At 61.9% G+C, this 25,166-nt stretch carries 24 protein-coding genes; 7 read left to right on the top strand and 17 right to left on the bottom strand.

Annotation, left to right across the window (positions count from 1 at the left end):
• Positions 1 to 33: 33 nt before the first annotated feature.
• Positions 34 to 489, top strand: a complete 456-nt coding sequence (locus HH800_RS07040) for an SRPBCC family protein (protein WP_169860633.1) — start codon at positions 34 to 36, stop codon at positions 487 to 489.
• Entirely contained in the window at positions 476 to 808 is a 333-nt protein-coding gene (locus HH800_RS07035) for an ArsR/SmtB family transcription factor (RefSeq protein ID WP_169860632.1), read from the top strand. The genes HH800_RS07040 and HH800_RS07035 overlap by 14 nt, the downstream gene beginning before the upstream one ends.
• 1 nt (position 809) lies before the next feature.
• Here HH800_RS07035 and HH800_RS07030 read toward each other — a convergent pair whose 3' ends face one another.
• From HH800_RS07030 to gpmA, 8 genes are all read right to left on the bottom strand, one after another.
• Complete coding sequence (locus tag HH800_RS07030; RefSeq protein ID WP_004212371.1) at positions 810 to 1,244, bottom strand: DUF3035 domain-containing protein; 435 nt, start codon at positions 1,242 to 1,244, stop codon at positions 810 to 812.
• Positions 1,244 to 1,756 carry a signal peptidase II gene (lspA, locus tag HH800_RS07025; protein ID WP_004212370.1) on the bottom strand — a complete coding sequence of 171 codons (513 nt, stop codon included), beginning with the start codon at positions 1,754 to 1,756 and terminating at the stop codon, positions 1,244 to 1,246. The genes HH800_RS07030 and lspA overlap by 1 nt, the downstream gene beginning before the upstream one ends.
• A complete protein-coding gene (gene ileS / locus HH800_RS07020; protein WP_169860631.1) occupies positions 1,753 to 4,635 on the bottom strand; it encodes an isoleucine--tRNA ligase in 2,883 nt (960 codons plus the stop codon). The genes lspA and ileS overlap by 4 nt, the downstream gene beginning before the upstream one ends.
• Before the next feature lie 151 nt (positions 4,636 to 4,786).
• Positions 4,787 to 5,713, bottom strand: coding sequence for a bifunctional riboflavin kinase/FAD synthetase (locus HH800_RS07015; protein ID WP_169860630.1), 927 nt, complete (start codon positions 5,711 to 5,713; stop codon positions 4,787 to 4,789).
• 137 nt (positions 5,714 to 5,850) lie between these two features.
• Entirely contained in the window at positions 5,851 to 6,345 is a 495-nt protein-coding gene (locus HH800_RS07010) for a dihydrofolate reductase (RefSeq protein WP_169860629.1), read from the bottom strand.
• Positions 6,346 to 6,472: 127 nt separating this feature from the next.
• The gene (locus HH800_RS07005; RefSeq protein ID WP_037507035.1) at positions 6,473 to 7,543 is read right to left on the bottom strand and encodes a 5-(carboxyamino)imidazole ribonucleotide synthase; all 1,071 of its coding nucleotides are present in this window, start codon (positions 7,541 to 7,543) and stop codon (positions 6,473 to 6,475) included.
• A gap of 8 nt (positions 7,544 to 7,551) precedes the next feature.
• Positions 7,552 to 8,040, bottom strand: a complete 489-nt coding sequence (gene purE, locus HH800_RS07000) for a 5-(carboxyamino)imidazole ribonucleotide mutase (protein WP_169860628.1) — start codon at positions 8,038 to 8,040, stop codon at positions 7,552 to 7,554.
• A gap of 201 nt (positions 8,041 to 8,241) precedes the next feature.
• Positions 8,242 to 8,928 carry a 2,3-diphosphoglycerate-dependent phosphoglycerate mutase gene (gene gpmA / locus HH800_RS06995; protein ID WP_017499252.1) on the bottom strand — a complete coding sequence of 229 codons (687 nt, stop codon included), beginning with the start codon at positions 8,926 to 8,928 and terminating at the stop codon, positions 8,242 to 8,244.
• A gap of 154 nt (positions 8,929 to 9,082) precedes the next feature.
• Between gpmA and sppA the strand changes: the two genes are divergently transcribed.
• Both sppA and HH800_RS06985 read left to right on the top strand, forming a co-directional pair.
• Positions 9,083 to 10,966 (top strand): signal peptide peptidase SppA, encoded by a 1,884-nt coding sequence (sppA, locus tag HH800_RS06990; protein WP_169860627.1) that lies wholly within the window; start codon positions 9,083 to 9,085, stop codon positions 10,964 to 10,966.
• Positions 10,967 to 11,093: 127 nt separating this feature from the next.
• Entirely contained in the window at positions 11,094 to 11,486 is a 393-nt protein-coding gene (locus HH800_RS06985) for a hypothetical protein (protein WP_169860626.1), read from the top strand.
• Positions 11,487 to 11,603: 117 nt separating this feature from the next.
• Here the strand turns inward: HH800_RS06985 and HH800_RS06980 are convergent, their stop codons facing one another.
• Entirely contained in the window at positions 11,604 to 11,903 is a 300-nt protein-coding gene (locus HH800_RS06980) for a hypothetical protein (RefSeq protein WP_169860625.1), read from the bottom strand.
• A 28-nt stretch (positions 11,904 to 11,931) separates the two neighbouring features.
• A complete protein-coding gene (locus HH800_RS06975) occupies positions 11,932 to 12,330 on the bottom strand; it encodes a lysozyme (RefSeq protein ID WP_169863262.1) in 399 nt (132 codons plus the stop codon).
• A gap of 97 nt (positions 12,331 to 12,427) precedes the next feature.
• On the opposite strand from HH800_RS06975, the gene HH800_RS29470 reads away from it, so the two are divergent.
• Entirely contained in the window at positions 12,428 to 12,811 is a 384-nt protein-coding gene (locus HH800_RS29470; RefSeq protein ID WP_318276686.1) for an excalibur calcium-binding domain-containing protein, read from the top strand.
• A gap of 223 nt (positions 12,812 to 13,034) precedes the next feature.
• Positions 13,035 to 14,060, top strand: a complete 1,026-nt coding sequence (locus tag HH800_RS06965; protein ID WP_169860624.1) for a hypothetical protein — start codon at positions 13,035 to 13,037, stop codon at positions 14,058 to 14,060.
• A 76-nt stretch (positions 14,061 to 14,136) separates the two neighbouring features.
• Here the strand turns inward: HH800_RS06965 and HH800_RS06960 are convergent, their stop codons facing one another.
• Genes HH800_RS06960 through HH800_RS06945 form a run of 4 tightly spaced genes read right to left on the bottom strand, consistent with a single transcriptional unit; the run spans position 14,137 to position 20,806 of the window.
• On the bottom strand, positions 14,137 to 14,322 hold the full coding sequence (locus HH800_RS06960) for a hypothetical protein (protein WP_125987771.1): 186 nt from the start codon (positions 14,320 to 14,322) through the stop codon (positions 14,137 to 14,139).
• Positions 14,319 to 14,477: a hypothetical protein gene (locus tag HH800_RS06955; RefSeq protein ID WP_159366393.1), complete on the bottom strand. Its 159-nt coding sequence runs from the start codon at positions 14,475 to 14,477 to the stop codon at positions 14,319 to 14,321. Before HH800_RS06955 ends, HH800_RS06960 begins: the two co-directional genes overlap by 4 nt.
• A gap of 33 nt (positions 14,478 to 14,510) precedes the next feature.
• Positions 14,511 to 18,323, bottom strand: a complete 3,813-nt coding sequence (locus HH800_RS06950; protein ID WP_169860623.1) for a hypothetical protein — start codon at positions 18,321 to 18,323, stop codon at positions 14,511 to 14,513.
• A gap of 14 nt (positions 18,324 to 18,337) precedes the next feature.
• Positions 18,338 to 20,806 (bottom strand): gp53-like domain-containing protein, encoded by a 2,469-nt coding sequence (locus HH800_RS06945; RefSeq protein WP_169860622.1) that lies wholly within the window; start codon positions 20,804 to 20,806, stop codon positions 18,338 to 18,340.
• 207 nt (positions 20,807 to 21,013) lie between these two features.
• Here HH800_RS06945 and HH800_RS06940 point away from each other — a divergent pair, with 207 nt between their 5' ends.
• Complete coding sequence (locus tag HH800_RS06940; RefSeq protein WP_169860621.1) at positions 21,014 to 21,724, top strand: hypothetical protein; 711 nt, start codon at positions 21,014 to 21,016, stop codon at positions 21,722 to 21,724.
• On the opposite strand, the gene HH800_RS06935 is transcribed toward HH800_RS06940, so the two are convergent.
• Genes HH800_RS06935 through HH800_RS06925 form a run of 3 tightly spaced genes read right to left on the bottom strand, consistent with a single transcriptional unit; the run spans position 21,725 to position 25,088 of the window.
• A complete protein-coding gene (locus HH800_RS06935) occupies positions 21,725 to 22,495 on the bottom strand; it encodes a hypothetical protein (RefSeq protein ID WP_169860620.1) in 771 nt (256 codons plus the stop codon).
• Entirely contained in the window at positions 22,492 to 22,845 is a 354-nt protein-coding gene (locus HH800_RS06930) for a hypothetical protein (protein ID WP_169860619.1), read from the bottom strand. The genes HH800_RS06935 and HH800_RS06930 overlap by 4 nt, the downstream gene beginning before the upstream one ends.
• Positions 22,846 to 22,853: 8 nt before the next feature.
• Positions 22,854 to 25,088 carry a hypothetical protein gene (locus tag HH800_RS06925; protein ID WP_169860618.1) on the bottom strand — a complete coding sequence of 745 codons (2,235 nt, stop codon included), beginning with the start codon at positions 25,086 to 25,088 and terminating at the stop codon, positions 22,854 to 22,856.
• Positions 25,089 to 25,166: the final 78 nt, after the last annotated feature.

The raw sequence follows: 25,166 nt of genomic DNA, 5'->3' as shown, positions 1-25,166 counted from the left end.
AGGCGCATATAGGCAATCAGGAGGTTGCCTATCATGACCGACAGCATCATCAAGACGATCGACATCGCCGCACCAGTGGAGCGGGTATGGGACGCCCTGACCGACCATGCGCAATTCGGCACCTGGTTCCGCGTCGCGCTCGACCAGCCCTTCGCCATCGGCCAGCCCTCGACCGGACACATGACCTATCCGGGCTATGAGGCATATCGCTGGGAGGCGCGGGTCGTGGCGATCGAGCCGATGACCCGTTTTGCCTATGAGTGGCCCGCGACCGGCGGCGACAAGGCGCTGATGGAGAGCGGCGTGCCGGTGCCCGAATGGACGCTGGTGGAGTTCGTGCTGGAGCCGATCGACGGCGGCACGCGCCTGACCGTCACCGAAAGCGGGTTCGATGCGGTGCCCGAACCACGCCGGACCAATGTCATGCGCGACAATGACGGCGGCTGGGCGGAACAGGTGAAGAATATCCGCGACCATGTCACCGGCTGAGATTTTCGCGGCACTGGGTGATCCCACGCGCCTCAGCCTCATCGCGCGGCTGGGCGACGGCAATGGGCGATCGATCGTGCAACTGGGCGAAGGCCTGCCGATCAGCCGTCAGGCGGTGGCCAAACATCTGGAGGTACTGCACGGCGCCGGGCTGGTGCGCAGGCGCAAGCAAGGGCGGGAAGTGCATTTCGCGCTACGCCGGGAGGCGGTTGCGGCGGCGCAGGACTGGCTCGGCCGGGTCGGCGCGCAATGGGATGGCACGCTCGCCCGGCTCAAGGCCTTTGCGGAAGGGGACGTTAAGACGCCCCCTGCCCCATAGATTATTGCTGCGGCGGGGTCGTCTGCGTGCCGGTGGCGGCGCGGGCGTCCTGGCCGTCGCCTTCGGGCGCAGCGATGATGTCGCGGGTGGTGGCGCCCTTGTCGACCACTTCGGTGCCCGGATCACCCGCCTGCGAGCGGATGCCGGCGGCGGCGGTGCCACGGCCGGCCGAGTTCAGCGCCGCGCTTTCCGATGCGCTGCGCGGGGCCGGACCGCCGAACAGCGCTTCCTGCGCGGCGCGGCTCGAATCGACCGTGGCAGCAGCCGGGGTGCCCGGCGCGGGCGGAACCAGCGCGAAATCGGGCGGCACGACCAGCGGCGCCTGGCGCGTCACAGCGAACTCGTCGGGACGGCCACGATTGAGCAAGCCGTTACCACCGCCGCCGCACGCCGACAGGGTTGCAACAAGGCCGGCGGCGAGGATCAGTTTACGCATTACTTCAGGGTCTCCGTCTTTGCGCCCTTCTCGCGCAGCAGCAGCGCCCGCGCAAGCAGGATCAGCACGCCGAACGTGATGGCCGCGTCGGCCAGGTTGAAAATCAGGAAGGGCCGCCACTCGCCGAAATGCAGGTCGGCATAGTCGACGACATAGCCCAGCCGCATCCGGTCGACGATATTGCCGATCGCGCCGCCCAGCACCAGGCCGAGCGCCGCGACGTCCGACCGCGCCTTTTCGCGCCACATCCACACGCCCACGAAGCCGGCGATCAACATGGTCATGCCAACCAGCATCCAGCGCATCGTGTCATTGTCGGCATGGAAGAAGCCCATCGAGACGCCGCGATTTTCCAGCCAGCGCAGGCGGAAGAAGGGCAATATCTCGATCCCCGCATCCGCCCGGCTCTGCAACGCGAGCGGATAGGTGACGGTATATTTGACCAGCTGGTCGAGCGCGAGGGTGACGATCGCGACCGTCAGCCCCAGCGGGCGATGGTTGATGGCACTCATGCCTTCAACACCTCATCACAGCGATTGCACAGCGTGCCATCTTCCTCGACCTCGGGCAGCAGGCGCCAGCAGCGGCCGCACTTGTGCCACTCGCTGGGCTTGACGATGATGCCGTCGCCCACGCCCATCTCGATCCGGGCGACGATGGCGATTTCGGCGAAGTTCACACCGTCGCTGGGCAGCATTTCGCCCATGGTGACATCGGCCTCCAGACTGGAGCGGATCACTTTTTCGCGGCGGAAAGGCTCGATCGCCTCGTTGACCTGCTCGCGCTGGTCGCGCAGCTCCGCCCATTTGTCGTTCAGATGATTGTCGATCCAGCGATGGTCGACTTCCGGCCATTCCAGGAAATGGACGCTATCCTCGTCACTTGGGAAGCGGCTCTGCCATACCTCCTCAGCAGTGAAGGGGATGATCGGCGCGACATAGCGGACCAGCGCGTGGAACAAAGTATCGAGCAAGGTGCGATAGGCGCGACGCTTGGGGTCCGACTTCGCATCGCAATAGAGACAGTCCTTGCGGATATCGAAGAAGAAGGCGCTGAGGTCGCTGTTCGCGAAATCGAAGATCGCGCGGGTATAACGGCTGAATTCCAGCCAGTTCTCGCTTTTCGCCGCCTTGTCGACCACCGCGCGCAGTTCCGCGTCGAGTTGGGCCAGGCGGTGAAGCATGTAGCGCTCCAACTCCGGCATCTCGGCGTAGGACACCGCCTCGCTCTCATCATAATCGGACAGGGCGCCGAGCATGTAGCGGAAGGTGTTGCGCAGCTTGCGATAAGCGTCGGACGAGCCGGCCAGCACTTCCTTGCCGATGCGGACGTCATCGAAATAGTCGGTGCTGGCGACCCAGACGCGCAGGATGTCGGCGCCGCTTTCGGCCATGATCTTGAGCGGATCGACGACATTGCCAAGGCTCTTGGACATTTTCTTGCCCGAGCCGTCGAGCGCGAAGCCATGGGTCAGCACTGCCTTGTAGGGTGCCTGACCACGGGTGCCGCAGCTTTCCAGCAGCGACGACTGGAACCAGCCGCGATGCTGGTCGGAGCCTTCGATATAGAGGTCGGCGCGGGTGCCCTCGCCATAACGGCCCTCGACCACGAAGCTGTGGGTCGAGCCGCTGTCGAACCAGACGTCGAGAATGTCGTTCACGACTTCATAGTCGGCCAAGTCATAATCGGGACCGAGCAGCGCCTGATGATCGGCACCGAACCAGGCGTCCGCACCGGCGCCCTTGAACGCTTCGATGATGCGGGCATTGACTGCCGGATCAACAAGATAGTCGCCAGTCTTGCGATGAACATAGAGCGCGATCGGCACGCCCCAGGCGCGCTGGCGGCTGATCACCCAGTCGGGGCGCCCCTCCACCATCGAACGGATGCGGTTGGTCGAACGCTCGGGCACCCAGCGGGTATGCTCGATCGCGTCGAGCGCGATTTCGCGCAGGGTCGGACCGTTGCCGGTGACGATCGGGGTCGGCATCACGCCGCCATCGACATCGGCCACCACGCCTTCCTGCGGCTTGTCCATCGGGATGAACCATTGCGGGGTGCAGCGGAAGATGATCTTCGCCTTGGAGCGCCAGCTATGCGGATAGCTGTGCTTGAAATCGTCCGATGCGGCGAGCAGCGCGCCCGCTTCGCGCAGGTCCGAACAGATCGGGCCATCCTTGCCGACGAACTTGGGGTTGATGACCGAGCCCTGCCCGCCCAGCCACAGCCAGTCGGCGCGATATTTGCCGTCGCCCTCGACCGCGAAGACGGGGTTCAGGCCGTTCGCCTTGCACAGCGCGAAGTCGTCCTCGCCATGGTCGGGCGCCATATGGACGAGGCCGGTGCCCGCGTCGGTCGTGACGAAATCGCCTGCAAGGAATGGACGCGGCTTGGCGAAGAAGCCGCCAAGCGCGTGCATCGGGTGACGCGCGACGGCGCCGGCAAGGTCGGCCCCTTTCAGAACACGATCATATTCAACAGAGACGCCGTTTTCATCGGCTCCTGCCCCGATCGGCGGAAGCCCCAGACGCTTCGCAACGCTATCATAAAGCGCCGAAGCAACGATCAACGACTGCTGAGTGCCCGACAAACCAACGATGTTGAGATGCACATACTCAACCTCCGGCCCATAAGCCAAAGCCTGATTGACCGGGATCGTCCAGGGCGTGGTGGTCCAGATCACCGCATGGGCGCCGACCAGTTCGGGCGCGTTCGGCGCTTCGACGATCTCGAACGCCACGTCGATCTGGGTCGAGGTGATGTCCTCATATTCCACTTCCGCCTCGGCCAGCGCGGTCTTTTCGACCGGCGACCACATGACGGGCTTGGCGCCGCGATAGAGCTGGCCGCTTTCCGCGAACTTCAGCAGTTCGCCGACGATCGTCGCTTCCGCGTCGAACTTCATGGTCAGATAGGGATCGGCCCAGTCGCCCATCACACCCAGGCGCTTGAACTGCTCCTTCTGCACGTCCACCCACTTGTCGGCATAGGCGCGGCACTGGGCGCGGAACTCGGACGCGGGCACCTCGTCCTTGTTCAGCTTCTTCTTGCGATATTCCTCCTCGATCTTCCATTCGATCGGAAGGCCGTGGCAGTCCCAGCCGGGCACGTAAGGCGCGTCCTTGCCGAGCAGCGACTGGCTGCGGACGATGATGTCCTTCAAGACCTTGTTCATCGCATGGCCCATATGGATGTCGCCATTGGCGTAGGGCGGGCCATCATGCAGGATGAAGCGTTCGCGGCCGGCGCGCTTCTCGCGCAGCTTGCCGTACAGGTCCATCGCCGCCCAGCGCGCGGCAATCGCCGGTTCCTTCTGCGCGAGGCCGGCCTTCATCGGGAAGTCGGTGACAGGAAGGAAGACGGTGCTTTTATAATCGGGCTGGTCGGTCATCGAATGTCCGTGCAAGTTTATGAATCCGTTCGCCCTGAGCGAAGTCGAAGGGCCGGCCCGAGGGAAGCGAGGGCTCAAACCGGGCCTCGGCTCCGCTCGGCCGCGTGTCTCGACTTCGCTCGACACGAACGGGAAAAGTGGAAGCGTCGCCCTACGCGAGGTAAGGCGTTCCCGCAAGGATTTGCCGTGCGTCGTCGCAGTCGCGTGCGATCTGCGCGATCAGCGGGTCGAGGCCGTCATATTTCGCCTCCGGCCGGAGATAGTGGATCAGCTGCACTTCGATGCTCTGATCGTAGAGGCTTTCGGCGAAATCGAAGAAATGCGGTTCCAGCAGCAGCTTGGGCGGATCGAAGGTCGGGCGGATGCCGAGATTGGCGGCGCCGTCCAGCACCCGGCCATCGGCCAGCAGCCCGCGCACGGCATAGATGCCGAAGGCCGGGCGCAGATAGGGGCCAAGGTCGATATTGGCGGTCGGGAAGCCGATGGTGCGGCCGAGCTTGTCGCCATGCTGGACCACGCCCTGGATCGTGAAGGGGCGCGTCAGCAGGCGGGTGGCAGTGGCGCAATCGCCGGCCTGCAATGCGGCGCGGATGCGGCTTGAACTGATCACGCCTTCGCCGTCCATGACCGGCGCGACCGCTTCGGCCGGCAGGCCCAGTTCGGCAAAGCTGGCGATCGTGCCGCTGCGGCCCTTGCCAAAGGTGAAATCCTCGCCCGTGACGACCGCGGCGACGCCCAGTTGCTCCATCAGCAAACGGACATAGCCGGCCGGGTCGAGCGCAGCGAGTTCGCGGGTAAAGTCGAACACCAGCATCGCGTCGGCGCCGGCGGCGGCGAACAGCGCCTGGCGCTGGTCCAGCGTGGTCAGGCGGAAGGGCAGCGTATCGGGCTGGAACAGGCGCATGGGATGCGGATCGAAGGTAGCGACGATCGCCGGCCGTCCTTCCGCCCGCGCACGCGCGATCGCGCGGCCGACCACCGCCTGATGGCCGGCATGAAAGCCGTCGAAATTGCCAAGCGCCATGACGCCGCCGCGCAGATGCGCAGGGATCGGGGCATTGCTGGTAAGCCGCTCCATGGCCGGGGCTATAGGGTGACACACAGGGCGTGGCAATTGGCGATCATGTCCACACATCCCTGTCGTCATTGCGAGCGTAGCGAAGCAATCCACCTACGCACATGGATTGCTTCGCTACGCTCGCAATGACGGAAGATTTACGGGCGACGGCCGAACGTCACGAAGCTGTAGGCCGGGCGCCCGTCCAGCGCGGGATGATCCGCGCGCGCTGTCTCGCGCCAGTCCACCGGATCGGGATAGGCGATATGGGTGTCACCTTCGGCGTCAACATGCACCTCGGTCAGCTCGATCCGGTCGGCCCGATCGAGGAACAGGCGATAGATTTCCGCGCCGCCGATCACCATCAGCACCGGTGCGTCGGCCAGCGCGATCGCCGCGTCGACATCATGGGTGACCTCCGCCCCCTCGCCCGCCCAGTCCCGGTCGCGGGTCAGCACGATATGGCGACGGCCGGGCAGCAGGCCGGGCAGGCTGTCGAACGTCTTGCGCCCCATCAGCATCGGATGGCCGGCGGTCAGCGCCTTGAAATGCCTGAGGTCGGCCGGCAGCCGCCAGGGCAGGTCGCCATCCCGGCCGATCACGCCATTATCGGCGCGGGCCAGGATCAGGACGATGTCGGGCTGCTCGCTCATGATCGCGCTTCCTCCGCCAAAAAATTTCGTCATTCCCGCGCAGGCGGGAATCCATCACCGAACCAAGCCGATGGGGCGAACGCGTGAGATGGATCCCCGCCTTCGCGGGGATGACGACGTGAATAGATTAAAGCGACAACCGCGTCACATGCCCCATCTTGCGGCCCGGACGCGCCTCATGCTTGCCATAGAGGTGGAGATGATTTTCCGGGTCGGACAGGATCGCCAGCCATTCCGCCGCATCGTCGCCGATCAGGTTGCGCATCTCGACCTGCCGGGCGGCGAGGCCCGTGTCGCCGAGCGGCAGGCCACAGATCGCGCGGACATGGTTCTCGAACTGGCTGGTGAGCGCGCCCTCGGTCGTCCAGTGGCCGCTATTATGGACACGCGGCGCCATTTCGTTGAACACCGGGCCGTCGGCGCTGGCAAAGAATTCCAGCGTCAGCACGCCGACATAGTCGAGCGCGTCGGCGACCTGCTTGGCCAGCGCGCGGGCGGCGGGCAACTGCCCTTCGATCAGCGATCCGGCCGGCACGGTCGACGTGGCGAGGATGCCGTCGACATGGACGTTGGCGGCCGAATCCCAGAAACGCACCGCGCCATCGGCGCCGCGCACCAGGATCACCGAATATTCCTGATCGAAGGTGACGAAGCCTTCGAGGATCGCGGGCTGGCGGCCAATCGCGTTCCAGGCGCCGACCGCGTCGCCGGGTTCGTTGATCCGGGCCTGGCCCTTGCCGTCATAGCCCATGCGGTTGGTCTTGAGGATCGCGCGGCTGCCGATCGTCTCGATCGCAGTTTCCAGATCGTCCAGGCTGTCGACCGGCGCGAACGGCGCGGTCAGGCCGCCCAGATCGGCGACGAAACGCTTTTCGGCCAGACGATCCTGCGCGATGCGCAACGCGCCGGCGCCGGGACGGACCAGCCCATGGCTCGCCAGCACCTCGACCGCCGACGGATCGATATTCTCGAACTCATAGGTGACGACGTCCACGCCCTCGGCAAAGGCGGCGAGCGCGGCGGCATCCTCATAGGCGCCCTGGGTCCAGCTCGGCGAGACATCGGCGGCGGGACCGCTTTCCTCGGGCGCGTAGATATGGGTGCGATAGCCAAGCTGGGCCGCGGCCATGGCGATCATACGGCCAAGCTGGCCGCCGCCAAGGATGCCGATGGTGGCGCCGGGAGCAATGGTCGTCATGATCGGGATCAGTCCTCGACGGTTTCGGCGACGGCGTCGGTCTGGCGCGCGCGCCAGGCATCCAGCCGCTGCGCCAGCGCATCGTCATGCGTCGCCAGGATCGACGCGGCGAGCAGGCCGGCGTTGATCGCGCCGGGCTTGCCGATGGCCAGCGTGCCGACCGGAATGCCACCGGGCATCTGAACGATGGAGAGCAGCGAATCCATGCCCTTCAATGCCTTGGACTCCACCGGCACGCCCAGCACCGGCAGACGGGTCATCGATGCGGCCATGCCGGGCAGATGGGCGGCGCCGCCGGCACCGGCGATGATAACCTTGAGGCCGCGGCCGGCTGCGCTGGTGGCATAATCATAGAGACGCTGCGGGGTGCGATGGGCGGACACGACCTTGCACTCATGGGCGACGCCCAGCGCTTCCAGCGTCTCGGCGGCATGACGCATCGTATCCCAGTCGGAGCGCGAGCCCATGATGATGCCGACTTCCACTGCCCCGCTCATAATTTGCTTCCCCTGATGGGGCGGCCCACCGGCCTGCCCGGAAAGCAAAGCCCCTTAGCGGCCGGGCCGCCAGGGGGCAATTGTTATGGACATTAAAATTCCGTTCGGGCTGAGCGAAGTCGAAGCCCGACACTGAACGAAGTGAAGTGGCTTCGCCAAGCTCAGCCAGTCCTTCGACTTCGCTCAGGACGAACGGCGCCCTTACCGTTCCGACAGATAATAGCGATCGGTCGCGGTCAGATCATCGGCCAGCTCATAGACGATCGGCTGGCCGGTCGGGATTTCCAGTTCGGTGATCTCGTCATCGGGGATGTTCGACAGATGCTTGACCAGCGCGCGCAGCGAATTGCCGTGGGCGGAGATGACGACGCGCTTGCCAGCCTTCAGGTCGGGCGCGATGACCGATTCCCAATAGGGCAGCACGCGGGCGATCGTGTCCTTCAGGCTTTCGGTCGACGGGATGGCGATGCCGTCATAGCGGCGGTCCTTCGACAGGTCGAACTCGCTGCCGGCTTCCAGTACCGGCGGCGGAACGTCGAAGCTGCGGCGCCAGATCTTCACCTGCGCATCGCCATGCTTGGCCGCGGTCTCGGCCTTGTTGAGGCCGGTCAGGCCGCCATAATGGCGTTCATTCAGGCGCCAGTCCTTCTCGACCGGCAGCCACAGCCGCCCCATTTCCTCCAGCACCAGGTTCAACGTCTTGATCGCGCGGCTCTGGACCGAGGTATAGCATTGGTCGAAATCCAGCCCCTTTTCCTTGAGCAGGCGACCGGCGGCGCGTGCTTCTTCCACGCCCTTTTCGGTCACGTCCACATCCCACCAGCCGGTGAAGCGGTTTTCCAGGTTCCAGGTCGACTGACCATGGCGGATGAGGACGAGCGTGGGCATCGGGCGTGTCTCCTGCACGATAGGGGCGAAAGATGCGCCTGCCATAGCGGGCAAAATTATGGGCGCAAGCTTGTCGCGGGTCAGGACAAGCCCACATTGCAGTCAAACCGGCGATGCGATAGCTCGGGACGACCAACGGAAAAGGAACGGCGATTTGGCATTTGTGAAGGGCGCGTGGCGCATTCTGGTCGCGATCAAGGACGGACTGGTGCTCCTGTTCCTCCTGCTCTTCTTCGGGCTGCTCTATGCCGCCCTGTCCTTCTCGCCCAAGCCGGCCAAGCCGATCGGCAGCGGCGCGCTGTTGCTGGACCTTGACGGCAGCATCGTCGAACAGCCGGCCGAGGTCAGCGCCACCGCCATCCTGTCGGGCTCGGGCGACCAGGCGAAGGAATATCGCCTGTCCGACATATTGACCGCGCTCGACGCCGCCCGCACCGACGACAAGGTGAAGGCGGTCGTGCTCGACCTCGACGATTTCACCGGCGGCGGCCAGGTCGCGATCGCCCGCGTCGGCAAGGCGCTGGACGCGGTGCGCGCCGCCAAGAAGCCGGTCTTCGCCTATGCCACCCTCTATAGCGACGACAGCTACCAGCTCGCCGCCCATGCCAGCGAAGCCTGGGTCGACCCGATGGGCGGCGTCGCCATCGCCGGGCGCGGCGGCTCCGGCCTCTACTACAAGGGGCTGATCGACAAGCTGGGCGTCAACACCCATGTCTATCGCGTCGGCACCTACAAGAGCTTCGTCGAACCCTATATCCGCGCCGACCAGTCGCCCGCGGCCAAGCAGGCCAATCAGGAACTGGCCGGCGCGCTGTGGCAGAACTGGCAGGACGACGTGACCAAGGCGCGCCCGAAGGCCAAGGTCGCGGCCTATGCCGCCGACCCGGCCGCCGCCGCCAGCGCTGCCGGCGGCGACATGGCCAAGGCTGCGCTGACCGCCGGGCTGGTCGATCATCTGGGCGATCAGGAAGCCTTTGAAGAGCGCGTCGCCAAGGTTGCAGGCGATCCGTCCGACAAGGACGAGACCGATTATGCCGCGATCGACTATGCCGCCTATGTGAAGGCCAGGAAGCCGGCCAATGACGGGCAGATCGGCGTCCTCACCGTGGCCGGCGACATTGTCGATGGAGAGGCCGGCCCCGGCACGGCGGCGGGCGACACGATTTCCGACCTGTTGCTCAAGGCGCTGGACGAGAAGGACTTGAAGGCCCTGGTCGTGCGCGTCGATTCGCCGGGCGGATCGGTGCAGGCGTCGGAAAAGATCCGCCGCGCCATCATGGAGGCCAAGTCCGGCGGCCTGCCGATCGTCGTGTCGATGGGCAATGTCGCGGCAAGCGGCGGCTATTGGGTCTCGACCCCGGCCGACATCGTCTTTGCCGAACCCGACACCATCACCGGGTCGATCGGCGTGTTCGGCATCATCCCGAGCTTCGAGGGCACGCTGGCCAAGATGGGCATCACCACCGACGGCGTGCGCACCACGCCTTTGTCGGGCCAGCCCGATATCGCCGGCGGCACTACCCCGCAATTCGACCAGATCATGCAGATGGGGGTCGAGGATATCTATCGCCGCTTCGTCGGCCTGGTTGCGCAGGCCCGGCACAAGACGCCGGCGCAGATCGACACCATCGCCCAGGGCCGCGTCTGGGACGGCGGCACCGCCCGCCAGATCGGCCTCATTGACCGGTTCGGCGACCTCAACGACGCGATCGCCGAAGCGGCGCGCCGCGCCAAGATCGATCCGGCCGAGGCCAAGCCCTACTGGATCGAGAAGCAGCCGGACAAGTTCGCCGAGTTCATCCAGTCGATCGCCGACCGCGAGAAGGACGATGCCGGCGCCCCGCGCGACCTGATCGGTCGCGAAGCGAAGCTGCAGCAGCGCTGGGCGCTGCAGGCCGTCGCCGATGTGCGCGGGCTGGTGAGCGGTGCGGGCGTGCGCGCCGACTGCCTGGAATGCCGCGGCTATGGCGCGCCCAAGCCTGTGAACCAGGCGGATGCGCGCGGATGGCTGGCGTTGCTGGGATCAGCCTGGCACTGACGCCAGGCCGTCACTTCCGCCCGAACAATTTCTCGATATCGCCATGGCCGAGCTTCACCAAGCTCGCCCCATGTGCGGATCAATAACGGCGGGCACATAGGGGGTCAAGTCGGCGGCTAAATACGTGATGCGCGACACCGACGAATCACCCTGCCCGCCCCTTCGCTCCGACATCATGGACCTGTTCGATCATCCACCCGAACCGTTGGACCATCTGAGCTTCCAGGTCGATTCGATGGGCATCCCCCTGCTCATCGCGACCGTCCATCCGGAGGATCGCGCCGACCTTGGCCTGGACCGCCCCCTCCCCATTTATCCGGAGCCGGACCCTTCGCCTGGTGCGGTCTTGGAAAGGGTTGCTCGGAGGATGTTGAAGTCGATGAACCTGCGCCGTCCTGCGGACGATCAACTGGACGATGCCGCGCGGGTCTTCCCAGATTTCGAACGGCCGGAAATTCTCCGGAGCGTGAACGATTTCAAAGCGGGGATGGAAGCCATCAGCGACACGCTCCCATTCTGAGACATAACCCGTTTGGGTGATGTTGCGTCGCGGCAAGAAGCGCTATCCGACTCGTGCGACCCGACGATTTGTCTTCACAATCGTCTACCTGGCCCCGTCCGAAATGGCGGGGCCATTTTAGTTGATCGATGGGCGCGAGACGCTGAAATCCGCCCTGCTAATAAGCATTCGAAATCTCTGCTCCACTTCGACCAACGCGCCTCGCGCTAACGCCTTTTCGGCAGCATCGGCGATCCATCCAATCATCCCGCCGTAGGCGACCAAGACTTCGTCATCCGCAGCTTCTGACGCCGCCAGCATCTCATGCTCTGGCAAAATCAGGGCACCCGTCAAATCGCCGAACGTCGCGGGGATCAGCATCTCGCCATTGACCACTTTACCAGCAGCCCAATCGATTTGGAGTGATGGGTTATCCATCGTCGGAGCATGACGGAAGCGCGACGCGTCAGCAAGACATATACAGCGCAGCTTCGGCCGCGCGCCGTTTCACCAGGCCAGGCAGCACCTTGCCGCCCCCACGGGTCCACCGGGCGAATTCCTTCCCGGCTCCGGCATAGTCACCGGCGAGATGCTTCTTCAGCAGGGTCGATGATTTCAGCGCCCCTTCGCCACAATTGAAAGCGAAGCTGACCATCGCATCGAACTGCCCCTGGCTCATCCGTCCACCGAGGCGATTGACAGCACGCTCGAACCGCAAAAGGTCGGCGGCCAGCAGCGCTTGGGATCGTTCGTGGGTGATCGTCAGGCCTGGTTTCACGTCAGGGCCAGTGTGACCCACGCCGATCGTGAGGATGCCTGCCGGACAGAGATAGGCTTGAAGGCGTTCGCCTTCGAATCGAGTGATAAGCGCCCGACCAGCGGGCGACGTTTTCAGGAGTTCATTCTAATATTTATGACGCAGGCGTAGCGATTGCTTTACCAGAGCGCGGTATGTCGTCGGGATGCGACACTCTCCTATGATCGTTGTCGGCGCGCTCGCTGCCGGATTGGTTGGCGGGACGATGCTCCCGCGCGTCGGCCAAGCCCCTGTCGAAGCGGAAGTGCCTGACGAAAGCTGGACGCCTCGCAACACTATCCCTCACGATAGCCCGATGACGGCGGATGAACTCGATCAGCAGCAACCGTCTTCGTCATCCGGTGGCGTCGCCCCTCCAACCAATCCCGCACCACCAGCCGAAACCGACGGTTCGACCTGGTCATATAGAAACTGCAAGGAAGCCCGCGCGGCAGGTGCTGCCCCGATCTATCGTGGCCAACCAGGATTTGGGGATCATATGGACGGAGACGGCGACGGCATCGCATGCGAGCCGTATCACCCGCGATAAGGCGATGGTTCGCTACCGACCAGATGCGCGCGCCTGGTCATCGTGATCGTGTTGATGCTGATTGACCCTATCGCTCGCTCCGCTAGGCTGCGGACGATCCCGGCCACAAACACCCCTGATATTCCCCCCGAATATGGTGGGCCGGGATCAACCCACTTGGGGACCAAATTCAGACGGTCTGTAAGCGACCATTTGCGGTCAGTCGGAGTCGGTGCGAATTTATGTGAAAGCTGACATAATTGTTGAGATCGAGCGGAGCGAATCAACGTCTCTTATCTGGAACGAGAGGTTTTGCGTGGAAAGCACCGGGCGGTTCAATGCAGACCTGCGAGCGCTTAGGTCGCGTAGTTATGACCGTTGCCAATCCTGCGAAGAGCAGTTGCCGCGCGATGTTGCGGCCTATGCTGGCTATGCTTTCGACGGAAGCGCCCGTTATGTCGGTGCCTGTTGCTTTTCCGAAATCCATGAACTGGCGACCCACGTCTATTGGTGGTGGGAGGCGGATAAGCGGGTCGCACCGGACACCGCGCTATGGCGATACATGGATTTGGCGAAATTCCTGTTGCTTTTGGAAGAGAAGACGCTGTTCTTCTCCCGCGCCGATAAGTTCGACGACCCTTTTGAGGGCGCATCTGGTCTCGCAAGCCGTGAAAAGGAGTGGGACGACTTTTACCTCGATCACTTCCGGGATGCCGTCAGAACTCCTCCACCTGGAGGCAGTCCGTTGCCCGATGAGGCTGTCGAGCAAAATGCCCAGCGCATCCTTGCCTCATTCCGCCAGATTGCTGCTCGGGATAGGCGCACGACATTTGTAAGTTGCTGGCACGCCAATTCAGGAGAATCGGAAGCTCTATGGCGCCTTTATTGCCCACCCGGATCAAGCGGAGTAGCAATTAAAACAACAGCTAACCGGCTACTACATGCGCTTGATCCATCCGCCCAAATCGAGATTGGTCGTGTCCAGTATGTCGATTTCCGAGAGTCTTTCGCAGGCTTTCATGACCGAATTTTTTGGAAACGCAAATCCCTCGCTCATGAATCCGAGGTCCGCGCTGTCTGCCGGGGTAACTTAAGCGACGACTGGGCAGGGCTACCGGTGTTGGTTGATCTGCCTACCCTGTTGGAACAAGTGGTGCCGTCTCCCTTTGCGCCTGCATGGTTTCAAAATTTGCTAGCATCGCTTGTTGACCGCTTCGGTCTTAAAGTGCCGATTGAAAATTCAGAGTTGCTGGCCCAGCCTTTTTTCTAATTCTCTGTATGAAATGGCGTCCGAAATTGGGGTGCCTCTTCTCGAATGGAGAACGTCGGCTCTCCACCCATCCCGGCTATTCGCGCGGGATGTCGTGGCCATATCGGAACAGATGGTAATAGCGGATGGAGAACCACCCGATCGCCATGGCTGTGCTGATGCAAGCTAGGATCGGCGCAATCTGCCCGGCATAGACGGCGAGCGTGGTAAAGATAGTGCCGACGCCCGCTGCTGCATCGACAGCAGTGCGACCATCGATCACAGCAGGAGGCCCATCACGCTGAAAATCGTCAGCGCAGCTTCCACCACGCCAGGATCAACAGCGCACCCGACCGCCAGCAGGAGGACAGAAGCCGCAGCCGCTAGCTTCTTTTTGTGCGCGCCGACGACCCCGGCAATTTTTCTAAGCGTTTCCATCGCCTATTTAGGCAATCAAGCGGCGATCCTCCTTCAAAGCGGTGGCTTGAAAGGAGGATTGTTGGTGGTCTGGTTATACTGGAACCAGGTCCGCCCTGCATCTTGCGCGCCCTTCGCCGTTTCAGAATCGATCTTGCTTTGGCGATATGCGAGTGCGGCAGTTTCAGCGGCCACCAGGTCAGATGCAGTCCTACCCATGTCGAGCAAAAGGGACGGCCCAGCCAGCAATTGGTCCATTGCCTGGCCGTCGCGCCCATAAACATTTGCGCCGTCCATCGACCGGAAACTATCCCAGGTAGGCGATTTCCCATCCCCTTGGGCCGTGACGATCTGACCGAATGACTGTGGCAAAGCCGATGCCACCCCTTGCGCGGTCTCGATCTGTTCAGGACGCCAAATCGGAGTCGTATAATCAAGATTGTCGAGCGCGTTGACCAACATGCCTTCGTTGATACGGCCCACAATCCGCTTCTGCTGCGCGGTGATCAGCCAGTTGACCACGGCTTCAGCCTTCGGCGACGCGGCACGGAGAGCATCGTTGAAACCCAGCTTCTCCGCGACGTGCAGGGCTGACATCCAATAGCCAGCCATAAAATCGTGCTGCCAGACGCCATAGGTGGCATCGTAAAGGCAGGGACCGAACCTCGCGGTCGCCGCGTAGATCGCATCGTTGGGGCCGTTCAATGTGGTGGGCGGGTTCAGATAACCCGGCGTCGAGGCGTAATAGTTGTCATAGAACGTCTCGAAATCGAAGACGACCCAATCCAGCACCTCTGCCCGCGAGTAGAGGCGTTGCGAATTCCGAGAGGCAGTTTTCCACATCAGCGCCGCATGGATGAACTTCCAGGCGGGACCACGCTGCGCAGGGTTGCCAGCCTCGCCCCAGGGCGACGCGAGGATATTGTTCATATACAACCGAATCTGGTCGCTGAACTTGTGGCCGAGCATCGCGAATTCGGGCGACTGAAACAGCAGCGAACCCCAGTGCGGAAACTGATGGCCGTGTGCGTCATCGATCATGTTCGTCCCAAAGACCGGCTTGGACGACGACACACCTCCAAACGGAACCTGGACCCGCAGCGGGTTGTGGCCGCTGGCCCATTCATACAATCGGCCACCCTGCACATAATATGCTTGATCTGCGGGCGTGCTTCCTTCGCCCCCGCCATAATAGTGGTTGCGCATCGTGATGTTGCGGCGCGCGTTGCCTTTGAACAGCGGCGTCAATCGCCCTTTCTCGAAGCAATGATAAGGATCGCTCGCGTATCCGGTGAGATAGTCGAGCGCGATTTCCTTCATGCCCCGATTGTCATGCGGGCGCTTCACGGTGACATCGCGAGCGTATCGGGCGACTGGTTCGGCCATGGCCTGGCGATCGTCACGCGTGCCGCCTGGGCCGGTGATAGGCGAACGCCCCATCTGATTGAACGGCGTGTATTTCAGCCACACGCCCGCGTTCGGGGTGATCGAAATTTGATCGGTGCCGACCTTCCAGGGATTGAGTGAATTCGCACCCGCCTGGATCATTTCGTTGTAGGTGCTGCTCTCCCACGGCATCCAGCGATAGTTCGCGAAGCCGTTCGACTGCCCATCGTTGCCCGCCGACCCTTCGTAAACGCGGAGATCGAAGCCGTTGACGCTGTAGCCGGTCTGGGACGCGAATGGCACCGCAAGATCAAAGGTCGGAACATTGCGCCAAACGAACTCCTGCGAATAAGCCACGGGATCATGCGAGCGCCAGATGACACCAGACCGCACGGTGCCTTTCGGATACCAACGGTTATCAGCCGTAATCATCGCCACGCCGCGACCGTCATACTGCCCTTCCCAAATCGCAGGCGTGGCAGTCGTGTTAAGAGGCTGGCCGTTGGGCTGCTCGATCCGGGCCAACAAAGTGCCCGCCGAATCGTAGATCATCCATTTGTGCGGGATCATGTAGCTGTCTTTGCTCGTCGGATCGCCGAACGGGTTCGCGGGCATGGTTGCGCTGTCCCAATCGTAGCCGAACTGGAACTGGACATAGTTGCCCATCCGAATGCCTTCACAATAATAGCTGATGCCGCCGATGGTCGGCACCGCCCCCTGGGGAAGGACTTCCATCCAGGAAGATTGTGATCCGAACAGTGTCGCATCTTCAAACCGGCAATTCTGCGCGGCTGGCTTGGTCATGATCAATTCGTTCGGATGCGCGACGCCAACGCCGCTGGACCAATCTTCCAGGACCGCCTTGTAGGCACGACCAGCGGGAATTTGCATCGGCCCCACGACCACGGTCAGATCGGTGGTCTGCGGACCACTAGCCGTATTAGCAGTATAGGTCACATGCCGTTCGGGCACAGCAGCGGTGTAACTAGACGCGTCAACAACCAGCGCCTCAAGATCGGAGGCTTGGATCGGACCGGAAACCACGGCTTCATAAGTCGAAGCGACACCAGGACGGTCAAAGTCGATCGTCACATACTCAACTTCCAAACCATCGACCGAATCGTTGGTATTGCTCGCTGTGGCGTTGACCTCGAACGGCACGGTGTTCGAAATGCGCGGCTTAACATTGGCGGGTTTCGACGCGCCAACCTGAACCCCATCGAGATAGAATTTGACCGTCCCGCCAACGCCGCCAACATTGTCGATATACTCGACTTCATAAAGCTGCATGATCCCATCCCCGCGATGGCGACGCGGGTCTTCGTCGCTAATGATATATTCTTCCGAGCCGCCGCGCCCGAGGGTCACGACCATGTTCTGACCCGACCAGTGCGGACGAAGCTGGATTTGCCCGAAGCCATACTGGTAGAGGGCGGCCAAAATCGGATAATTGTCGCCGGTGATCGCTGCTTTGATACCGATCTTGATACGCGGCGGCGTTTCGCTAGTCGCTTCATCAGCAACCTGACCAAACTCCAACCCGAGCGGCTGCGATTGCAGATAGGCATGACGATTGAGGACCAGGTGTCCATTTTGGAAATCGGTCGTCCCGTCACCATAAATTTTTTTGTCCAGCACCGCACTGGATGACACGGCGTTACCCGCAACCGGATATGGCGAACCGGTCGCCCCCGTCAGCCATTGCGACGCCACGGGGGTCGAGGTTTCCGCCTTGCGCTCAATCTTCACGGGAAAATCATTCGGGATGCCGATCGTGAATTCAGCCGTTGAGCCGCCGAGATAGATGCCGAGTGGGAAAATCGTTCCTGGGGCGCCGTAAATGGTGCCCGATCCACTGAGATCGATCGGTTCGGTCGGCACTTCGGGCTGGGGCGCTGGGGCGTTCGTTGCCCCAAGGATCAGCGACAGACCTGTCAGGGAGGTCGTCGCATACAAGGCGACGCGCGCGTTGGAATTCGCGAAGGGAATAGTGACCGACGCTTGCTGCGTCAGTTCAACACCAGGATCATTGGTGACGACGGGCACCATGACGTAGACACCCGTTTGGCCTGCCAACTGCCCCGCAGCTTCGCTGAGATTGACGATCTCAAGATGTCCCACGCCTTCGGGGCCGACCGGCCCCGCAGGGCCTGCCGGACCAGGAGGGCCAGCGGGGCCGGTCGATGCATCCACGAGTGGCTGGACCAAATCGAGGACGTTGTTGACCTGGCGGGAAAGCTGGTAGTTCTCGGGCTGGACAGGGATCAACGCGTAAGGAAGATCGGTCGCGGTTTCACCGGGATAAGGATCGACGAGCGTCATAGCCATTGCCCCGTCGATGGATGCGACGGGATAGTTGAGGCCTGCGATGTTGAGCAAAACACCGGCGTATCCAGTGGCCCAACTCGTTCCGGCCCCCGCTACTGCTTTCGATCCGTGGGTGACGCTGATTGAACCACCCTGTTCATAAGAGAATTCCATCTCCTATTTATCGATCAGTAGCCGAAGGCCATCCAATCGAAGCCGTCCAATCTCTGCTGATTGCCGGTGGCGGCCTGACAATAGAAGCTCGCCCCGGTGAGCGACCGCGTTGCAGTTGTCTGAATCCAAAGGTCGCGGTAATTGTTTGCCGTCGCGATATAGGGCGTCGCGGTCAGGCTCATCAGCGCCGTCGTGAAGGGTGTCGGGAACGTCACCGGAATAATCTGCTCGTCATTGATCGCCATACGAACCTGGCCCCACATGATGATCAAACCGCCAGGCAAAACCTGATATCCACCAGACGCATTCTGGAGCGACTGCCGGTTGATGAACTCGAAATCGATCGTGCCCGCCTTGAGCTTATCGACCTCAACGTTCGTCATTTTCACGCCATCGCCGTCGGCATAGAAAACCTGACGAGGTGCGACGCCTGGGGTGTAAATCCTGAAGGCGTCGGTCATGAATGCGGTGTCAACAACCCCGTTTTGGTTGGCCACACCAAACCCGCCTAACACTCTGGTTCCATCGGCAAGTGTGGATTGCACCTTGACTGTGTATTGAGCGTTTAGGTTGTCTAACGCGTCTGTGGCGGTGCTGGCCTCTATTTCAACCGCAGCTATGCGGTCCCCGTAGGTGGATTCGAGCGTCTGGATGGCGCTTGCTCGCGCTTCGGTCTCATCTGCAACAGCCTCTTCCACCGTGCGTATAGCGGCCGAACGATCAGCGATTTCATCGTCGATGCGAACCCCAAGCGCATCCACCCGTTCGGCCATCGCGCCATCTTTGTCGATGGTCAGTTGCCGCGAGTCCAATATCTCGCCCGACAAGTCTTCGGACAAAGTGGACACCCGCCCAGACATCTCGTCCAAATCTCTCGCAACCGCATCAACGGCGGTCGCGCGCGCGATCCTCTCTTCGTTGATCGACGCATTAACATCTTCACCGAAATTCGCGATCTGCGCGGTGATGCTCTCAGCCAGGGCTTCATCGGCGTCCGCTATGGTCCTGTTGATTTCCAGGAAACCGGATTCGATCCGATCTTCGCTGTTCTCGACGCGAGTGGTCAATTGGGTGACCTGCTCTGCTACCAGCGCGCCATCGTCCTCAATGCGTGTGGACAGCGATTGGATCGCGATCAGGTTCTGCTCGTGCAGTGCGACGGTCGCCTTCGCCTGCACCGCTGCGCCCTGGATATGGAGCGCTGACAGGCGCTCGATCGGCTCTTGCAGCAAGGGACGCACCAGTTCTGGCAGCTTGCGCCGCACGTTTTCGACATTGTCCGTTGCGCCATCCGCCTTGTCGTTTGCGGTGTCGGCTTTTTGCCCAGCGGCTTCGGCCTTCGCCGCAGCATCAGCGGCAGCAGCGCGCGCCTCTTCGTCAGTGATATCCAGGAGCAGCGGTGAAATCTGATCGTCGCTGTGGACGGTCCACGAGCGATCGTGACCGACTTTGATCCTGTAGGCAGGCGGTGCAGATGCGAGTTGGCTGTAGGTTCCCACGAGCGGTTCGGCGGTGCGGTCGCCCCGCAATTCTCCTGCGGGGCCCTCGCCATAAAAATCACCGGCGATCCATCGACCAGCCTGATCGGGCAGCAGATAGCCACCCGACTGGCGCATGGCTTCACGGACCTGGTCACCTACGCTGACCTGGCTATCGACATAGAGGGACCAGGCCTGTGTGAAGGGTGCGAAGGTCGAGGCATCGATCTCATCGGCATCAACGCGAGTGGACAACAGGTGGCGGACGATCTCGCCGACCGTCAGAAGAGACGATCCCCCAACCGTGGCGCCGATGACATCAGCGGTGATTAGGCCGCTGGGTTGACCACCGAGGCGATAGAGACCCTCCTGGGGGCAATGCGCCCACTGACCAGGCTGAAGGTCGAGGCCGATCAGCGCGCCATAGCTGTCCACCGTGGCGCTGGCGTTCGGCGCAACGGGCCAGGCGTTTTCATAGACACCCTGAACGCCGACCGTGGGACCATAGCCGTGATACTGATAGACCCAATAGGTTTCGTTGATCAGGACGCCCGAGATGTTCTTCGCCTCGCCAGAACACCACGGTTTCACGGCCCCTTTGATTTCGGGATCACCGTCGAGCGCTCCGGCGCCGCTGTAGGTCAGCGAGAGAAGGTCTTTGGCGATCTTGGCGTCGGGACCGGCCAGACCGATCGTGCATTCCAGGCCGTTCCGCGCCAACGCACCGCACGATCCGGCAAAGACCTGTTCGTATTCGGAGAAATCGGCGCCATCTTCGCCGATCCACATCTCCACAGGTCGGCCATCGAAAGAAAGCGATGCCCAGGCCGTGTTGTCGAAATCCGGGCTGACCAGGAAGACGACATCGCCGTGACTGACGGTCGCGGGCTGGAGTTCACCCGACGAAAAAATGGAGATGGAGCGTTCCCCCCAATCCTTCAGGCAGGGGGTCCAGGCATGACCGTCCAGCACGGTTCCGGCCGCCGAGGCGCCGAGCGAGGACATACGGAGAATTTGAGTGGCGCCGTTCGGGGCGCGGGCTTCGACTTTCAGTAGGAGGTTACGCACCCCATATTTAGCCCGCGCTGCTAATCGCCCGTGCCGCGCCGTGCTAGAAACACGTTAGCAACAAACGTTGAGCAACTTTTGCTGGACACGCGATCAAATTTAGCGGAGGCCAAAGATACACCAGCAGAACGGAGCCTGTGCAAGATGAACGCGATTGCGAATCTGATCGATTTCTGGCGTCAACTCGACATCGACAATGGAGTTCGTATTCACCCAAGTGATCGGGCTGCGATGCAGGGTGAAAATGCTTTTGACACGACTGCAATGCCCTACCCCTACGTGGGCGATATTCATGGTGCGGATGTGTGGGTGCTTATGTTGAATTCCGGTATTGGACCGGACGACGCGAAGCATGAAGCGCAGGACTATTTCTCCGAGCGCCTGCGCCGGAACCTTGTCCAGGATTTCGAGGGCGAGGAATTTCCGATGCTGTCGGTCGATCCCCGTCTCACCCACACCGGGACATACGCGTATTACAACGGCCGCAACCGCGTCGAGAAGCTGATCAACCAGCTTGCCGCCAACCGTGGCGTCAAAGAAGTCGAAGCCAGGAAGGAAATTTCGCGTCGCGTCGCAGTGGTTCAGCTTTTTCCATATCGGTCAAAGGATGGTGTTCCGGGCCGCCTGCTGAACAGCTCGGTCAAGAGCGTCGCGCTCGCAAAGGCAGCGGTCAAAGAGGCCATGCAATCGAAGCTGATTGTTGTCCCACGGGCGGCCACAAGCTGGGGCTTCCAATATGGTGTCCAGCGCGACAATCTGTTCACCTTCCGTGGAGATCAGGCACGGTCTGCCTCGCTTATGCCGGGCGGATCATGCGGCGGCGGTGACGCGATCTTGCGGCGCTTGGCTGCATAATCACGGTGCCAGGGCACGCACAGTCAATTCGAGATTGTGCGTGTTCCAGGCCGGATGACGAACGGGGATGGACTGCTGCACATGACCGAACAATGCGGTGGTCTGATGGCGCCCGACATCCTCGACGAACGGCACGAACAGGACCGGCGTGGTTATCCCGACGCGGGATAAGAATGGCGCCCATTCTGCATGGTAGGCGTCCGACGACACCCATGACATCGCAGCTTTGGTCTGCTGCACGGTCGGATAAGCGTCAAATGCGCTCCAGTTCGGGCCGGTGTAGCTGGGCGAGGAATCCACCCAGGTCGTCTCCGCATCACGGTCGATCGCATCGTGCGCGACAGCCTTTCCGATCACCAACCGCTGGGCTTCGATAAAGCCATCCAGGTGGCCAGGGGCGCCAATGTCGATCCGGACATAGCGGCTGACCATCGTCGAGGGTGCGCGGATGATCGTCTTGGCCCCTGCTCCATCAATCTTGGTGCCCGACCATGCTTGAACGGCGCTGGAATCCCATGATGGAGCGGAAACCGTGGCGGCGGCGGTGGCGGCGACGCGGACGCGGATGGTGTCGAAACTCCGGAGATTACTGCCGATCAGTGCGATGGTGTCGAACATGGCATCGACCTGCACCACAAACGAGGCGGTTTCACCACCAACGCGCCACACCAGGCCGGGAGGATTCTTCGAGAGGTTCGAAACAGGACGGTTCGCCGCAGCGTCACCGGACACCACAGTGAAGGGCAGCGGGGCGACAAGGATCGCGGTCATCCGCGCACCACCAGGGTCGAGCGACCAGCCAGGCGGGTCACCCGCGCTTCGATCACCCGAAAAACGCGGTCGGCGACATCATAGCCAGGCAACGCCACGCGAAACAGCGGCGGGTGACCGGCGAAATCGTTCAGGTCGATCACACCTTCGATCGAGACTTCGAACCCCTGGGTTGTCCGCCCCGCATCCGCGAGAATTTTCGCGGCCAGCGCCTGGGCCGCAGGCTCGCCCAGGTTCGTTTCGACGATGATCTCCCGCGCCGATGGCTCCAGCGCCTGGAGCGGGAGGTCTTCCTTGATTTCATATCTATATGCGTTGCGAACGAACGATCCGCGATTGCTGATTTCCATGGTCGTATTTAGACCGTCCGGGTCGTCGCCTGGCCGTTGACGTAGCTGGAGCCGGTGGCGTTCACGAAGGCATTGCCGAGACCACCGCGTGCTACGAGTTCGGCCATGTAGGCTTTGATCGCGGCAAGCTCCATGGTCTGCTGATCACGCTGCTGCGCGGCGGCTGCGCTCTGCTCGACGAGCTTCTGCTGGGCGGCTGCGGCAGCGTCCTGGGATGCCATCACGCGATCTTCGGTCGCGCTGATCGCGGCTGCATTGTCGCTCTTCAGCATCGACAGGATCGACTGGAACTGGCCGGTCGAGCTACCATACGCGCTGCCCGCGAGGCCAAAGATTTCGTTCGCAAGCGACGCAAAAGCGTCATTGTCGATCGACTTACCGGAAGCGAGATCGGCCTGGTATCCGGCATACTCGTCCAGGCTCGAATTCAGGCGCTGGAGAACTGTCCGACCCGAACCTTCACCGTTCAGCGTCTTCTGCAAATCGCGCAGAGACGATGTCTGATCCGCGATGATCTTGTCGAGTTGGACTTGCCTGTAGCGCTCCACATTCGCGAGATCGGTCGCCGTGGCGCCGTATCCCTTCATCTGACTGATCAGTTTGTCCAAGCCGCTGTTGACGTTGTCGATGCTCGCGCCGAGCGGATCGTCGAAAGCGGCAAGCTCCTTCAACATGCTTTCATATTGCGTCGCGACGGACAGCACGGTCTCGAAGCTGTCGTCGGACGAATTGCGAAGCGCGCGGTCGGCGAAGTCAGACAAACCAGACAGAACACCCTGCCTGATGGCCAACATGGCCGCATATGCGACGGCGCTTTCTGCATCGTCGCCGAAATCCGTCACGTCGCTATACTTGCCTTTGAGCTTCCCTGTTCTCCCCGTCGAACTGACACGCCAATCGCCCTTGTATTGGCCGATCGAGACATTCGGGTTTCCGGAGATCACCGCGCCGAGCGCATCAGCGATTTCTTGGACGCTGGAGCCGACCGCGCCGCCTGCCGTGCTGGCATTGTCGCGGAAAGACGATTTATTGCCAGCCACCGAGCCGGTTGCGAGCGATCCATCGACCAGGTCGATCTGGCCGGTCGCCCAACGAGTCTTCTTCAATAGTCCACCCGCGATCCCACCGATCAGGCCGCCGATGGCACTGCCAATCGGACCCGCGAAGCTGCCCAAGGCGCCGCCGATCATCGATCCAGTGGCACTGGTTTTGATGCCAGCCACCGACGCGAGATTCCCGGCGATCGAACCAACTTGTGCGCCAGCCCCCATCTGCCCCAGCGTCTTGCCGAGCGTTTTGGAAAAGTCGCCGTTCATGCCGAACATTTTGCCGAGGTCGTCGCCGAAATCTTTGAACAGACCCTTCGCGCCGTCTTTGAAGCTGTCGGCGACATCGCCGCCCAGCATCTTCGCGACCGATCCGAACGGACCCGCATTATTGAGATCGCCGGAAGTGGCGGCGGCAATACGATCCATCGCGCGGCCCATCTTCGAGATCGCCTTTCCAAAGGCACCACCGAATTCATCCGCGAGTGCATGGATACCGTCCGAGAATTCATAGATGGCTTCGGCCTTCACCGCGTCGATAGCGTTGCCCATCCCGGTCAGAACAGATTTCTGGACGCCCTTGCTGATCCCTGCGGCATCGGCTGATTTCAGAAATTCGGCGCGATCCTTCTCGATGTTGGCGATCCGCTGCGCGCGGTCATATACAGGCGAATATCCGGCCGCGATGTCCTTCGCTTTCGCGATAGCAGCCGCCTGCCCTTCCAACGCGGCCTGGGTGCGGAGGGCGGTTTCCAGCCGCTTTTCTTCCGTCTTCCAGGTGTCGCTGGCGAGATCAGCCAGAGTGGCGCCGGAGTTCAGCGCGTCGATCCGGAACTTTGCCAGGCTGTCCTGGATATCCTGCTCTTGCTGGCTGAGACCGACCTTCTTACCAGCGTTGATCAGGTTGGCGTTTTCGATTTGCCGAGCCTGATCGGCCATCGACGTGATCGATTTACCAAGGGCGATCTCGCGCAGCTTCGTGTCGATCTTCCCCTGTGCGGCGGCAAGCGCGGCCTTATCCTGCGCGGACAGCTTGTCGCCATATAGCTTCTGAAGCTCCAAAAATTTTGAATGCTTCTCAGCCTCCAATGGCAGCATCTTCGAAAGCGTCACGCTGTTGTCGAGCGTCTGCCAATATTCCTGGATACGCTTCTGCCGCTCTGCTTCGGCCTTCGCAGCGTCGGCCGCCGCCTTCACCGCATCCTTATGCTGCTACCCGCATCTCGCGACCCGCCCTGGAGACGTTCCAGGAGCATTATGGCCTCGATCTTCTCA

The organism is Sphingobium yanoikuyae, assembly GCF_013001025.1.
Taxonomy (GTDB): domain Bacteria; phylum Pseudomonadota; class Alphaproteobacteria; order Sphingomonadales; family Sphingomonadaceae; genus Sphingobium; species Sphingobium yanoikuyae_A.
Note: the sequence above shows the minus strand (reverse complement) of the source record. Positions and strands in the feature narration are given on the sequence as shown.